The 14,852-nt window shown below is 50.4% G+C and carries 13 protein-coding genes and 1 tRNA gene; 1 reads left to right on the top strand and 13 read right to left on the bottom strand.

The features are described 5' to 3' along the window. From pheT to AOC32_RS04070, 11 genes are all read right to left on the bottom strand, one after another. A partial coding sequence (gene pheT / locus AOC32_RS09850) for a phenylalanine--tRNA ligase subunit beta (protein ID WP_234409831.1) occupies window positions 1-1,172 on the bottom strand: 1,172 nt, incomplete at its 3' end. An 8-nt stretch (window positions 1,173-1,180) separates the two neighbouring features. Further along, entirely contained in the window at window positions 1,181-2,224 is a 1,044-nt protein-coding gene (gene pheS / locus AOC32_RS04115; RefSeq protein WP_108508273.1) for a phenylalanine--tRNA ligase subunit alpha, read from the bottom strand. Window positions 2,225-2,236: 12 nt separating this feature from the next. After that, the gene (gene rplT, locus AOC32_RS04110) at window positions 2,237-2,599 is read right to left on the bottom strand and encodes a 50S ribosomal protein L20 (RefSeq protein ID WP_108508272.1); all 363 of its coding nucleotides are present in this window, start codon (window positions 2,597-2,599) and stop codon (window positions 2,237-2,239) included. A gap of 16 nt (window positions 2,600-2,615) precedes the next feature. Continuing rightward, a complete protein-coding gene (gene rpmI, locus AOC32_RS04105) occupies window positions 2,616-2,813 on the bottom strand; it encodes a 50S ribosomal protein L35 (protein ID WP_108508271.1) in 198 nt (65 codons plus the stop codon). Between the two features lie 101 nt (window positions 2,814-2,914). Continuing rightward, window positions 2,915-3,436: a translation initiation factor IF-3 gene (gene infC / locus AOC32_RS04100; RefSeq protein ID WP_215372542.1), complete on the bottom strand. Its 522-nt coding sequence runs from the start codon at window positions 3,434-3,436 to the stop codon at window positions 2,915-2,917. 44 nt (window positions 3,437-3,480) lie between these two features. Next, window positions 3,481-5,403 carry a threonine--tRNA ligase gene (thrS, locus tag AOC32_RS04095; RefSeq protein ID WP_108508269.1) on the bottom strand — a complete coding sequence of 641 codons (1,923 nt, stop codon included), beginning with the start codon at window positions 5,401-5,403 and terminating at the stop codon, window positions 3,481-3,483. Between the two features lie 76 nt (window positions 5,404-5,479). Then, a tRNA-Val gene (locus tag AOC32_RS04090) sits at window positions 5,480-5,556 on the bottom strand. Between the two features lie 18 nt (window positions 5,557-5,574). Next, entirely contained in the window at window positions 5,575-7,554 is a 1,980-nt protein-coding gene (locus AOC32_RS04085) for a RelA/SpoT family protein (RefSeq protein WP_108509329.1), read from the bottom strand. A gap of 51 nt (window positions 7,555-7,605) precedes the next feature. Beyond that, entirely contained in the window at window positions 7,606-9,426 is a 1,821-nt protein-coding gene (locus AOC32_RS04080) for an alpha/beta fold hydrolase (protein WP_234409804.1), read from the bottom strand. After that, window positions 9,423-10,076, bottom strand: coding sequence for a CoA transferase subunit B (locus AOC32_RS04075; protein WP_108508268.1), 654 nt, complete (start codon window positions 10,074-10,076; stop codon window positions 9,423-9,425). The genes AOC32_RS04080 and AOC32_RS04075 overlap by 4 nt, the downstream gene beginning before the upstream one ends. A 36-nt stretch (window positions 10,077-10,112) precedes the next feature. Further along, window positions 10,113-10,808, bottom strand: a complete 696-nt coding sequence (locus AOC32_RS04070; protein WP_108508267.1) for a CoA transferase subunit A — start codon at window positions 10,806-10,808, stop codon at window positions 10,113-10,115. A gap of 103 nt (window positions 10,809-10,911) precedes the next feature. Between AOC32_RS04070 and AOC32_RS04065 the strand changes: the two genes are divergently transcribed. Further along, window positions 10,912-12,582 carry an electron transfer flavoprotein-ubiquinone oxidoreductase gene (locus tag AOC32_RS04065; RefSeq protein ID WP_108508266.1) on the top strand — a complete coding sequence of 557 codons (1,671 nt, stop codon included), beginning with the start codon at window positions 10,912-10,914 and terminating at the stop codon, window positions 12,580-12,582. Here the strand turns inward: AOC32_RS04065 and AOC32_RS04060 are convergent. Continuing rightward, on the bottom strand, window positions 12,571-13,731 hold the full coding sequence (locus AOC32_RS04060; protein ID WP_108508265.1) for an MFS transporter: 1,161 nt from the start codon (window positions 13,729-13,731) through the stop codon (window positions 12,571-12,573). The two genes, AOC32_RS04065 and AOC32_RS04060, sit on opposite strands and share 12 nt — an antisense overlap. Before the next feature lie 6 nt (window positions 13,732-13,737). Further along, on the bottom strand, window positions 13,738-14,841 hold the full coding sequence (aroC, locus tag AOC32_RS04055) for a chorismate synthase (protein WP_108508264.1): 1,104 nt from the start codon (window positions 14,839-14,841) through the stop codon (window positions 13,738-13,740). Window positions 14,842-14,852: the final 11 nt, after the last annotated feature.

The following is a 14,852-nucleotide window of genomic DNA, read 5'->3' as shown; positions in this document are numbered from 1 at the left end:
ACAATAAGCTGACTTAGGTAGTCCAATGCAGAAATGGTTAATTGCGGATCAACGCCACGCTCAAAGCGGTGTCCCGCATCGGTCGTAAAGTGATAGCGCCTTGCACGCCCTGCTATCGCAGCAGGCCACCAAAAGGCTGCCTCAACATAAATGTTCTGAGTTGCATCACTCACTGCGGTACGATCGCCGCCCATGATGCCAGCAAGACTGATGGGGCCTGCTTGATCCGCAACCACTCCAACGCGTAGTCCTTCTAAATGAGCTTCCACGGTTTGATCGTTGAGTAACTTCAATGACTCGCCTGGCTTACCCCAACGCACTTCAATCGGAGCCTTGAGTTGGTCGAGATCGAAAATATGATTAGGTTGGCCGATCTCGAGCATCACATAGTTGGAGATATCTACCAATGGTGAAATACTACGCTGACCAGCGCTCGCTAGGCGGTCTTTGATCCAAGCTGGTGTCTCTACCCTGACGTTCACTCCACGGATCACGCGACCGGCAAAGCGGCCGCACAGATCTGAATCCATGATGTTGACCGGCACACGGTCGTTAATTGTTGACGCAAGTGGCTCGCGCTTTGGAACACAAAGAGCAGCGCCTGTAATCGCAGCAACTTCTCTCGCAATCCCGATGATGGATAAGCAGTCGGCTTTATTGGGAGTTAATTTGATCGTAAAGAGTTGATCGTCAAGGTGCAAATAGGTTCGCAGATCTTGACCGATCGGCGCATCACTGGGCAGCTCCAAAATCCCGGCATGATCTTCGCCGAGACCCAACTCGCGTCCCGAACATAACATCCCATTACTTTCCACACCACGTAACTTGCCAACCTTGATCTGAAATGGTTTTCCACCAACTTCACTCGGCGGCAACTCAGCCCCAACCAAGGCGCAGGGAATTTTGATGCCAGCACGTGCATTCGGCGCGCCACACACAATTTGCAAATTGGGATGATCGGGTCCTGCATTCACGCGGCATACCCGTAAGCGATCAGCATCGGGGTGCTGCTCTGCTGAAATAATTTCAGCAACCACGATCTTAGTAAATGGTGGCGCTAGTGAGCGTCGTTCCTCAACCTCAAGACCGGCCATGGTCAGAGCATGCGACAGTGCCTCACTATCAATGGGTGGATTAACGAACTGGCGTAACCAGGATTCAGAAAAATGCATGATGGGAACTAGGCCGGAAATTGCGCAAGAAAGCGCAGATCGTTATCAAAGAAAAGACGCAGATCGTCGATACCATAACGTAACATGGTTAGACGCTCGAGCCCCGATCCAAAGGCAAAGCCCATATACCGCTCAGGATCGATGCCCATATTACGCAATACATTAGGATGAACTTGGCCCGCCCCCGAAATCTCCAACCATCGACCCGCTAATTTACCGCTCGCAAAGGCCATATCAATCTCAGCCGAGGGCTCAGTAAATGGAAAATACGATGGCCGAAAGCGCACTTGTAAGGCGTCAGTCTCAAAAAAGGTCCGCAAGAAATCGGTGTAAACACCTTTGAGATCAGCAAAGGACACATCCTTCGCAATCCACAGGCCCTCCACTTGATGGAACATGGGGGAATGCGTTGCATCGCTATCCACGCGGTAGGTCCGGCCCGGCGCAATCACTTTGATTGGCGGCATATCGTCCTGTCCGTAACGCTTGACATGTTCACTGGCATAACGCACCTGAATCGGACTGGTATGCGTTCTTAGTAAAAGTGGTTTGCCTTGCGCATCCTTGCCGTCAACATAAAAGGTATCTTGCATGGAACGTGCTGGGTGATTCTCAGGGCTATTGAGGGCAGTGAAATTAAACCAATCAGTTTCAATCTCAGGGCCATCGGCGACATCAAAACCAATCGAATGAAAAATCGTTTCAACTCGTTCCCAGGTTCGCATCACAGGATGCAAACTACCGAACGCCTGCCCACGACCTGGTAATGAGACATCAATTGCTTCGGCAGCAAGTCGGGCTTGCAATACTTGGTCTACTAAGGCTTGACGGCGCGCGTTTAAGGCGTCCTCAACGGCTGTTTTGGCTCGGTTAATCTCCGCACCCGCGCTTTTGCGCTCTTCAGGCGACATTCCACCAAGCGCCTTTAAGCGCTCAGTTAAGAGTCCTGATTTACCGAGATACCGAGCTTTTGCATCCTCCAAAGCAGCGGGGTCGCTGGCTTTGGAGAAATCGCGTTTGGCATCCTCGACAAGTTGGTCGAGAGAAACCATGGCTGCAGGAACTTAAGCGTGTGCTACAGCAGATTTGACGCGTGTGACCAAGGCAGCAAATGCATCCTTGTCAAACACAGCCATATCCGAGAGAACTTTACGATCGAGTTCGATCGACGCTTTCTTCATGCCATTCATGAACACGCTATAGGTCATATCGTGTTCACGCACAGCAGCGTTGATCCTAGCAATCCATAAAGCACGGAATACGCGCTTCTTGTTACGACGATCGCGATAGGCGTATTGCCCAGCGCGCATGACCGCTTCTTTAGCAATTCGGAATACGTTTTTACGACGTCCACGATAGCCGGTTGCGGCATCGGTGACTTTCTTATGACGGGCTCTCGCTGTAACCCCACGTTTTACTCTTGGCATTGTGCTCTCCTAAGATTTATGCGTAAGGCATCATGGCGCGAATCGACTTAACATCGGATTTCGCGACCGGAGCGGAACCCCGCAATTGACGCTTGTTCTTGGTGGTTTTCTTGGTGAGGATGTGACGCTTGAATGCCTGTCCTCGCTTAATTGATCCACTTGCGCGGACCTTGAAGCGCTTGGCTGCGCCACTTTTGGTCTTCATTTTGGGCATGACTGCTCCCTTTTCTTCTCTGTGCGATTACGGTGGCAACCGACGGCTGCTCTTCCTGTACCGATGATTCGCTACTTAGTACTGCCTACTACTACAAACTCTTACTTCTTCTTGGCGGGCGCTAAGACCATCACCATTTGTCGGCCTTCCATCTTGGGAAACTGCTCGACTTGACCATAAGGCTCTAAATCTACCTTCAGTCGATCCAACATCTTTGCACCGATTTCTTGATGGGCCATTTCGCGACCCCGAAACCGAAGCGTAATTTTTGTTTTATCGCCGTCTTCTAAAAAGCGGATCAGATTCCGTAGCTTCACACCATAATCACCGTCATCGGTACCAGGCCGGAATTTCACTTCCTTTACCTGAATCACCTTTTGCTTCAGCTTAGCTTCGTGCTGACGCTTGGCTTCTTGGTATTTGAACTTACCAAAGTCCATCACTCGGACTACGGGTGGATCAGCATTCGGAGCAATCTCGACTAAATCGGTATCTTCTTCCTCAGCCAACCGCAAGGCTTCGTTCAACTTAACTACACCGACCACATTGCCGTCGGATCCGATCAAACGCACTACAGGGGCAGTAATTTCCTGATTGATGCGTTGCAATTTTTCAGTAGCGATCTTCTAATTCCTCTCTCAAAAACAATCAAAAGCCATCACACCCCCTAGCTAGGCTCGGGTCCGACTTTCTGGGCAATATCCTGCTGGAGTCGGGTGACGAAGGCATCTACGGGCATTACCCCTAGATCAATTCCGCCACGGGCACGAACGGCCACCGTATTACTTTCACGCTCTTTATCGCCAACAACAAGCAAATAAGGCAGTTTTTGTAATGCGTGCTCGCGTATTTTATACGTAATTTTCTCGTTTCGCAAATCAGATTCCACCCTAAACCCTTGTTTTTTCAGCATTTGCTGGATTTTTTGGGCATATTCGGCGGAATTTTCAGAGATATTGAGGACGATTGCCTGGGTTGGAGCGAGCCAAACCGGCATGGCGCCGGCATGATTTTCAATCAGAATCCCGATAAATCGCTCCAAGGAACCTACAATGGCCCGATGCAGCATCACGGGTACTTTACGACTGTTATCTTCGGCCACGTACTCAGCACCTAAGCGGGCTGGCATGGAAAAGTCGACTTGCATGGTGCCGCATTGCCAAGAACGTCCAATCGAATCCTTTAGGTGGTATTCAATCTTGGGTCCGTAGAAAGCGCCCTCACCAGGAAGCTCTTCCCAGGTTTGGCCGGATGCTTTGAGTGCTCCCCGCAGCGATGCCTCGGCTTTATCCCAAATGGCATCATCCCCAACCCGCTTAGCAGGGCGCAGGGCTAATTTCACGGCGACTTCTGTAAAGCCAAAATCGCGATAGACCGCTCGAACTGCTTGGTCAAATGCGGCGACCTCTGCCTGAATCTGATCCTCGGTACAAAAGATGTGGCCATCGTCTTGGGTGAATCCACGCACCCGCATCAATCCGTGAAGTGCGCCTGAGGGTTCGTTACGATGGCATTGTCCAAACTCACCAAAGCGCAGCGGTAACTCACGATAACTATGCAACCCTGAATTAAAGATTTGCACATGGCCTGGGCAGTTCATGGGCTTTAATGCATAGGCACGGTTCTCCGACTCAGTCGTGAACATATTCTCTTTGTAGTTGTCCCAGTGTCCGGATTTTTCCCAAAGACCACGATCGAGGATTTGCGGAGCCTTGACCTCCTGATAGCCCTCTTGCTGATACACGCGGCGCATGTACTGCTCAACCTCTTGCCAAATGGCCCAACCCTTGGGGTGCCAGAACACCAGACCTGGCGCCTCATCCTGAAAATGAAATAAATCAAGCTGTTTACCTAAGCGGCGATGATCACGCTTCTCAGCCTCCTCCAGCATATGCAAGTAGGCGTCTTGATCTTCCTTCTTGGTCCAAGCGGTACCATAAATCCGTTGCAACATCTCATTCTTGCTATCACCGCGCCAATACGCACCGGCGAGCTTCATGAGTTTGAATACCTTGAGTTTTCCAGTCGAGGGCACGTGAGGACCACGGCAGAGGTCGGTAAATTTACCCTCGGTGTAAAGCGAGACCTCTTCATTTTGCGGAATGCTCGCAATGATCTCGGCTTTATAAATTTCGCCTTGCTTTTTGAAGAACTCAACCGCTTGATCTCGGGGCATCACTTGACGAACAACGGGCTCATCCTTCTTTGACAGCTCCAACATTTTTTTCTCTAGGGCGGCTAGGTCATCTGGGGTGAAGGGTCGGTGATACGAGAAGTCGTAATAGAAGCCGTTCTCAATCACAGGGCCAATCGTAACCTGCGCATCGGGGAACAATTCTTTAACAGCATATGCAAGTAGATGGGCGGTGGAATGACGAATGATGTCCAGGCCCTCGGGATTTTTGTCGGTAATGATGGCCAATTGCACATCATGGTCAATCGTGTGACTCAGGTCCACTAGGCGACCATCCACGGAGCCTGCAAGTGCAGCTTTGGCTAGGCCGCTACCAATGGATTGGGCAACTTCAGCAATGGTCACTGGCGCAGCAAACTCGCGCTTCGAACCATCGGGAAGAGTAACCGCAACCATACACACTCCATGCATAAAAGAGAATGCGCGTTCGTCCCAAACACTATGAACACAACGCGCATCCGATCTGTTTCGTTGGTAGGCTCGATTGGACTCGAACCAACGACCCCCACCATGTCAAGGTGGTGCTCTAACCAGCTGAGCTACGAGCCTATATTTATCAAGAGTTTATCACCGCCGGCGCACTTCGGTAACGCCGCGCAATCCCTCAAGCCCCGTTTGTACTGAACGAAGGGCCTCCGCATTGGAGATTTCAACGGTTAATTGAATATGCGCCACGCCTTTGCGAACCGATTTTTTGAGATCAATCACATGGATGCCAATCTTGGAAGTAATCTCAAAGAGTTCCCGCATCAGCTCAGGTCGATCAAGGCCAATGATTGATAAATCGGCAGGGAAAACGCGTTCTTTGTTACTGCCCTGCTCTGGATCTAATTTGGCACTCCATGCGGTTTGGATCACACGCTCTGGAGCACGCTCCAAGAGCCCTCGAAAGGTTCTGCAACTGCGTCGATGAATCGATACCCCACGGCCTTGAGTCACAAATCCAGCGATTGGATCGGGGGGGACCGGTCGACAGCATTTGGCCAATTGCGTGAGTAAGGAATCCACTCCCACGACCAATACATCTCCGCGCTGATTGGCTGCGGTTGCGCGCGTGCGAATCTGAATCTCTTCCTTCTTATCGGGTGTCTTATCTGTGCCCTTATCAATCTTGCTATCACTTGCTTTACTGGGCGCTTGGCTCGCCTCATCATCAAGCGCATTGAACCACGCACGCACCCGTGCCCGTGCCCGTTGTGAACGCAAATAGCCACGCTCAGGGTTTAGCCAATCCCTTGAGGGCCCACCTTGCTTCACCGAAATAATTTCCACAGTCTGGCCATTGTCTAAGGCAGTATCGAGTGGCACCATGGCTCCATCAATCCGAGCGCCACGACAGCGATGGCCAAGATCGGTATGCACTGCATATGCAAAGTCGATCGGCGACGAACCCTTTTCCAAAGCGATTACTTTTCCTAGTGGAGTGAGCACATAAATATGATCATCAATCTCGTGATGCTTGAGCTGTTCCCAGGCATCTTCTTTCCATGAAATCAACTGTCGCGCCCAAGCGATTTGGCGCTCATAGGCTACTGCAGCGCTATAGGTTCCAAGATCTTTTGCTTGAGCTGCGTACGCGCCCTCTTTGTAGCGCCAGTGTGCTGCTAAGCCGTACTCTGCCTGACGGTGCATCTCTTGCGTGCGAATCTGAATCTCAAATGCAATCCCATTCTCATCAATCACAACCGTGTGCAGGGATTGATAACCGTTTGGTTTGGGCCTAGCAATATAGTCATCAAACTCTTTTGGCACCGGTTGCCAAATGTTGTGCACTAAGCCCAGAGTCGCATAACAGGCTTTGACATCATCAACCAATACCCGAAATGCCCGCACATCATAGAGATTGGCAAACTCCAATGATTTGCCCTGCATTTTTTTCCAAATGCTGTAGATGTGCTTGGGTCTTCCTTGGACATCAGCTGTAATGTGGGCAAGCGATAGCTCGTGATTGAGGCGCTTGATAACATCGGCAATGAATTGCTCACGCTCTACGCGTTTGGCATCCAATAGCCCCGCAATTTCTTTATAGGTATCTGGCGCTACAACCCGAAACGCCAGATCCTCCATCTCCCATTTCATTTGCCAAATACCTAAGCGATTCGCGAGACTCGCATCAATATCCAAGATCTCCTGAGCCCATGAAGCGTGTGTTGCAATCCGATGTCTTGCAATCCAGCGTAGGGTTTGTAAGCGTGATGCTAAATAAATAAGTACCACACGAAGATCATTGCCAAATGCCAATAGCATTTTGCGCAAGATCTCTTCTTGGCCTGCTACCCGTGACTGCCCGTCGTGCTTAATCAGCTTCGCTTGCGCCTGACGCAGGCCGCGGTACCCAATCAATAAGGTGGCAGCATCTTGTCCGAGTTGCTTGACTAAAGCTTCTTTGCCTAAGGTGCTGTGTAAATGATGCGCAGCAATGATGCTTGCCTCATCCAGACGTAGCGTTTGTAAAATCTCTGCGACAGCATGGGAATGAGCCTCTTCAGGCTCACCAAACCAGGCATCGCCCTCAAGCGCTTGGATGGGATTTGTCGACGACGGCAATACTGACTCGTTTGGACTCACAGCAATCAATCGTTATTAGCAGATAAGCCACTATAGAAAGAATTGGCGCGCAATGTCAATTTGCTCTTTTTTGATAAAGGCCGGGGCATGACCAGTATTGGGGATCTCAATGCTCTTTGCATGAGGATTTAATTGGCACATCTCATCCACTGTTTGCCTTGACAGTAAATCCGAATCCGCACCACGCACAATCAAAATTGGACACTCGATTTGCTGAAAACTTTGCCACATGGCTAGCTCACCCGCTTGAGCCAAGGCCGGAGTTACTGAGGCAAATGGCACTGAAATAGCTGGGTCATAGTGCAGGACCCACTGCTGATCTTTCTCAATCAGCATGGGTCCATTGAGAAGCTCCCATTCGGCATCCGTGTGTTTTCCGAAGGGAGCACAAATCGATTTGAGCTTATCCATCGCTACATCACGATTGACATAGGAAAAGGGTTTACCGACATAACTCGCCAACCGAATCAGTGCCGTCGGTTCAATTCGTGGTCCGACATCATTGAGTAATAGTCGCTTGACGCCGTTGCCAGGAATGGCTGCATACACCATACCAATTAAGCCACCCATCGAGGTTCCAAACCAATTGACCGAGTGAACGCCTAATTTAGCGCTTAGGGCGGTCATATCGGTCACGTATTGGGGAACGGTGTAGAACATCGGATTACTTAAGTAATCAGAATCTCCTCGGCCGACGATGTCTGGGCAAACCACAAAATGGCGATCGCACAAGGCCTCAGCCATAGCCCGAAAATCACTACCCCGGCGCGATAGACCATGCACGCAATACAGCACGCTCGGATTCTGTGGATCGCCCCAGGTATGAAACGCCATACGGTGCGATCCAGCTGGACTGGTGCATTGCACGTAATCCGTATGACCATGATGGTCACGATTGAGTAAGGCGGTATGACGCGCTTGCTCAACACTGACCGGAGGCGATTCAAGCTCTTGTTTGCCAGCCTCTTCGGGTTGTAGCGTAATGTGGTCAATGCCGTAAGACTCCCGCAGCATGGTGGTCAAGTTTGCAAGAATCCGCGGCCACTGCTTAAATTGTTTGATCTCCACATGGGCGATTAATGCAGGGTGACCAGGGCTCATCTCCCAAACATGCAAATCATGAATTGCCATAACCCCTTCAATACGGGATAAGTCTTCACCGACCTTCACGTAGTCAATATGAAGCGGCACACCCTCCATCAAAAAGTGATAGGACTCTTTGAGAATGGCTGCCGTGGATTTGAGGATCAAGAGCGCCACAAAGATCGATAAGATGGGATCAATCGGCATCCACCCTGTGAGCTGAATCACCACTCCCGAAACCAAGGCAGCAATCGATCCCAAGAGATCGCCCATCACATGCACCAGTGCGGCGCGGGTATTGACGCTCTTTTGATCGCGTGATAGTACCCAAGCAACGATCAGATTTACAGCAAGACCCAGAGCAGCCACAATCGTCACGGTCATCCCTGCTACTGGATGCGGGTCCTGAATGCGACTCACGGCTTCAATCGCAATCCAAATGACTAGACCAACCATCACCAAGCTATTCACAAAAGCCGCTAACGCTTCGGCGCGACCGAATCCAAAGGAATGCTTTGCTGAAGGTGGGCGCCTTGCAATGTATTGCGCCAGAATGGCAAGCCCCAGTGCCGCAGAGTCGGTCACCATATGTCCGGCATCGGACATCAGTGCCAAGGAACCTGAGATTAGACCTGCAAAGAACTCAACGCATGCAAAGCCCAGTGTAAAAAGCATGGCAATCCACAAAAAGGATTGCTTGCGATCGGCTACCGCGTGGGTATGGCGCGCATCCCCGCGTTTATGAGCATGAAGTGGATCGCTCTTCAATGCACCGCGCTAGTATCGATGGGGGCGCCGGTCTTCGCCTGAATCTCTTCTTTGGTTACGCCAGGCGCTAACTCCACCAACTTCAATCCTTTGGGCGTAATATCGAGAACACCCAAATCGGTGATGATGCGATCAATTACACCCAATCCGGTTAATGGCAAGGTGCACTTGGGCAGAATTTTGATTTCTTCGGTACCGTCTTTTTTCTTGGCCACGTGTTCCATCAATACCACGACGTGTTTCACGCCAGCAACCAAGTCCATCGCACCACCCATGCCCTTCACCATTTTTCCGGGAATCATCCAGTTGGCTAAATCGCCATGCTCACTGACCTGCATCGCGCCCAAGATCGCAATATTGATCTTGCCGCCCCGAATCATTCCAAACGAATCAGCCGATGAAAAAATAGCGGATCCTGGCAAAGTGGTCACGGTTTGCTTGCCGGCATTAATCATGTCGGCATCCACTTGCGCCTCCGTGGGAAATGGTCCAATCCCTAACAAGCCATTCTCAGACTGGAGCCAAACTTCCATCCCAGCAGGAACATGGTTTGCCACCAAGGTGGGCATACCAATACCTAAGTTGACGTAGTAACCATCTTTTAACTCTTTTGCAGCACGGGCTGCCATTTCATCGCGATTCCAAGGCATTGCAATTTCCTCTGTGTAATCTTTTCAAGTGAGCGGTTATTGAGTAAGCGTGCGTTGCTCAATCCGTTTTTCAGGTTGAGGGTTAAGCACAATCCGATGGGCATAAATACCAGGGGTATGAATTTGATCTGGAATAAGCTCTCCGTTCTCCACGATCTCTTCAACTTCCACCACGGTGATCTTTCCTGCCATCGCGACGACTGGATTAAAGTTACGAGCCGTTAAGCGATACAGCAAGTTACCCGCTTTATCGGCTTTCCATGCCTTAACAAGCGAGACATCAGCAACCAATGAGCGCTCCAGGATGTATTGCTCGCCATCAAACTCGCGCATATCCTTACCCTCGGCCACAATCGTTCCAACTCCAGTCTTCGTATAAAACGCAGGGATACCACAGCCACCCGCACGCAACTTTTCTGCGAGCGTACCTTGAGGGGTAAATTCCAGTTCGAGTTCGCCGGCCAAATATTGACGCTCAAACTCTTTGTTTTCTCCGACATAGGAAGCAATCATTTTTTTGATCTGCCGAGTCGCCAGAAGAATCCCCAAGCCAAAATCATCGACTCCAGCATTATTAGATATTGCTGTGAGATTTTTGGTACCCAAGTCTTTAACTGCAGCAATCAGTGCCTCTGGGATACCGCACAAACCAAAACCGCCAACCGCGATGGTTTGCCCATCTTTCATAATGTCCTCAAGAGCAGCGCGGGCATTGGGATATATCTTGTTCATTCGCCTAACTTTCTTTCACGTTCTTCAATCAATACCTCATATCACCTAAATGATAACCGCTCTGCATGACCGATTCGTGGCTCAAAAGCACTAAACTAGGGATATGAATACCGAGGAATTACTTGCTCAATACGGCCCGCGCGAGGCCATGGACTATGATCTCGTGATCGTTGGGGGTGGTGCCGCTGGACTATCGGCCGCAATCCATGCCAAACAAATTGCCCAACGCGAGGGTCGCGAGATCTCGGTTTGCGTGTTAGAAAAGGGTTCTGAGGTCGGTGCTCATATTTTGTCGGGCGCGATCATGGATCCGCGTGCCCTCACTGAATTATTTCCCGATTGGCAAGCACTGGGGGCTCCGCTCGAGACCCCAGTTAGTCAGGATCAATTCATCTTTTTGACCGAATCGAGCTCCTTCACGGTTCCCCACCTTCTGCTCCCGAATTGTTTTAGCAACCGCGGTAATTACATTTTGAGTTTAAGTAATTTCACGCGCTGGCTGGGTGGTCAAGCCGAGCAACTGGGGGTTGATATTTTCCCTGGGTTTGCTGCTGCAGAAATTTTGTTCAATGCCCAGGGTGCGGTGTGTGGGGTCGCTACCGGTAATTTAGGAATCCATAAAGATGGGCAGGTCTCTGAACAGTTTCAGCTCGGCATGGAATTGCGAGCTAAGTACACCTTATTTGCCGAGGGCTCACGCGGTCATCTTGGTAAACAACTCATCACTAAATACCAACTCGATCGTGAGTCCGATCCGCAGAGTTATGGCATTGGCATTAAAGAACTCTGGGAAGTAACACCTGAGAACCATCGCCCGGGTCTTGTGATTCATACGGCAGGATGGCCCTTGGATCGCCAAACCTATGGCGGATCATTTTTGTATCACTTTGGCGAGAACAAGGTTGCAGTCGGAATGGTGGTTGGCCTCTCCTATCGCAACCCTTATCTCAGTCCCTTTGATGAGTTCCAGCGCTATAAATTGCACCCCGCGATTCGTCCGACGTTCGAGGGTGGCAAGCGCTTGGCCTATGGTGCGCGCGCCATTACTGCTGGCGGCTTAAATAGTTTGCCGCAAACGGTATTCCCCGGCGGTGCCCTGATTGGCTGCGATGCGGGCTACCTCAACGCATCCCGCATTAAGGGCAGTCATGCAGCGATTAAATCCGGCATGTTAGCGGCCCAGGCAGCCATGTCTGCACTTTCTGAAAATCGGGCCAATGATATTTTGAGCGCTTACCCCAGCGCCTTTAAAAACAGTTGGCTGTATACCGAACTCAAGCAGGCGCGCAACTTTAAGGCGTGGATGTCCAAAGGTTTATATCTCGGCACCCTCATGGTTGGCATTGAACAGAAAGTGTTTGGTGGCAATGTGCCATGGACCATTCATCAGAAAAAAGCCGATTACGAATATCTCGAACCGGCTCGCTTACATCAGGTCATTGAATATCCAAAACCCGATGGCAGGATTACCTTTGATCGACTCTCCTCAGTATTTATCTCCAATACCAATCATGAAGAGAATCAACCAGCCCACTTAACCCTCAAGGATGAAAGTGTGCCGGTAGCCATTAATTTGGATATTTATGCGGGTCCTGAGCAACGCTATTGCCCTGCCGGTGTTTACGAATACATCGAGGTGGAAGGTAAGCCCAAGCTCCAAATCAATGCCCAAAATTGCGTACATTGCAAAACCTGTGACATCAAAGATCCCACCCAAAATATTGTATGGGTTACCCCTGAAGGGGGCGGTGGACCCAATTACTCAGGAATGTAAAGCAATTTGTTTGGTTTTAACCTGCGCAATCGCAACACCGGCCAAGGCGCACGCCACCGCTGCCATACCAAACACTTGATTGGGGCCCCAATGATCCCAAATCCAGCCTGCGCATAAGCCACCCAAGGTTCCACCAAAGCCATAGGCAACCGTCGTAAAGAGTGCCTGACCGCGAGCTTGCAAGGGGCCACTGAACCAACCCTGAATTAATTTGGTACTCGCACTATGGTGTGCCGCAAAGGTAGCAGCATGCATGAGCTGCGCTAGGATCAAGAGACTGGTACTTGCAAAGTAGCCAATCAACACAAAACGGATCACCGCGATGATGAATGTTGCTTGCAACACACTCGTTGGTGAGAATCGCGACATGACCTTACTTTGAAAGTAAAAGAAGATCACTTCCGCGGTCACTCCCAATGTCCAGAAAAACCCAATCTCGGATTTGCTGTAACCCAAATCTGCAAGGTATAGAGAATAGAACACATAGAGTGCAGCATGACCAAAGATCATGGCAAATGCGGAGACCAAAAACCAGCGCACCTCTACACGCCGCAATACCGTACGAAGCTCCCCGCGCACCAAGGGTTGACGCTCTATTTTTGGCTCTCGTAGTAAAAAGGTATCAATGGCTAATGCAATCAATACGCCTAGACCCAACCATGGAAAGACTTCAATCCCCCACCATTGAAATACTTCACCAGCGAGTAAGACCATGGCAATAAATCCAATCGATCCCCACAGGCGCAAGCGCCCATAACGATGGTCAAACGAGTTATCTTTAAATAAGGCATGAACAGTGGCTGCCTCTCCAAGAGGAACCATACTGCTCAAAATGGTGTGCAGAATAAACATCCAGATTAAAAATGGGATGTACTGCTCCAAATAGAAAATGACCAAGAAACATAGAACCGCTAGGACGCCACAAAAACGCATGATGCCCACCCGGTTGGATAAATAATCCGAGAGCCATCCCCAAGAGAACGGCCCCAAGATGCGGGTTACCTGCAACATCGACATCAAAGCAGCAATCTCGATTGCCCCAAACCCCAGTTCCGAGAAGTACAAGCTTGCATACGGCGACATGAGGCCAATGTAGGCGAAGTACAAAAAGAAAAAGGCCCCGAAGGCCCAACGCGAAGACGCTGTCATGAATCCTTAGGTGCTACGAGAGGCAGCAATTGCGGGAGGGTTCACCACGACATCACCGCACTGAGCACGATGACGCAAAGCATGATCCATCAGCACCAAAGCCAACATCGCCTCAGCAATTGGTGCGGCACGAATTCCGACGCAGGGATCATGACGCCCTTTGGTCTGAATCGTTGCGGGCTTACCGTGCAAGTCAATGGTCTCTTTGGGGCTCATGATGCTTGAAGTCGGCTTAATCGCAATCGATACACGAATATCTTGCCCGGTGCTAATCCCGCCCAATACACCGCCGGCATTATTACTCGCAAAGCCATCTGGATGCATCTCATCACCATGAGCGCTACCCTTTTGGGCCACTACCCCAAATCCTTCGCCAATCTCAACACCCTTCACGGCATTAATACCCATCATCACATGAGCGATATCGGCATCTAACTTATCAAAGAGCGGCTCGCCCAAACCAATCGGCACCTGATGCGCCACAACCTCAATCTTGGCCCCACACGAATCCCCGGCTTTACGGAGCCGATCCATATACTCTTCGAGCTTTGGAATGATGCTGGTATTCGCGGCAAAGAATGGATTGCGAGCAATTTCTTTTGCGTCCTCAAATGGAATGGCAATCTCACCCAGTTGGCTCATATGTGCCACGATTTGGGTGCCGTAGTGTTCCCGCAACCATTTTTTTGCGATTGCGGCAGCAGCAACCACGGGAGCAGTTAAACGCGCCGAGGAGCGCCCACCACCGCGTGGATCGCGAAAGCCGTACTTATAGTGATAGGTGTAATCAGCATGACCGGGACGAAAGGTTTGCAGGATCTCGCTGTAATCTTGGCTACGTTGATCGGTATTGCGAATCAATAAACAAATGGGGGTGCCCGTGGTTTTGCCCTCGAAGACGCCGGACAAAATCTCAACCTTGTCCTCTTCCTTACGTTGGGTCACATGGCGCGAGGTCCCAGGTTTGCGACGGTCCAGATCCACCTGAATATCATCGACCGATAGCTCCATTCCAGGAGGACAACCATCCACCACTGCACCGATCGCAGGACCGTGTGACTCACCAAAGGTGGTCACAGTAAATAGAAGGCCTAAGGTATTTCCAGACATACCGTCATTAT

It is taken from the genome of Polynucleobacter acidiphobus (assembly GCF_003065385.1).
GTDB classification, from domain to species: Bacteria; Pseudomonadota; Gammaproteobacteria; order Burkholderiales; family Burkholderiaceae; genus Polynucleobacter; species Polynucleobacter acidiphobus.
The sequence above is the reverse complement of the archived record's forward strand: the minus strand, read 5'-3'. Positions and strand labels throughout refer to the sequence as shown.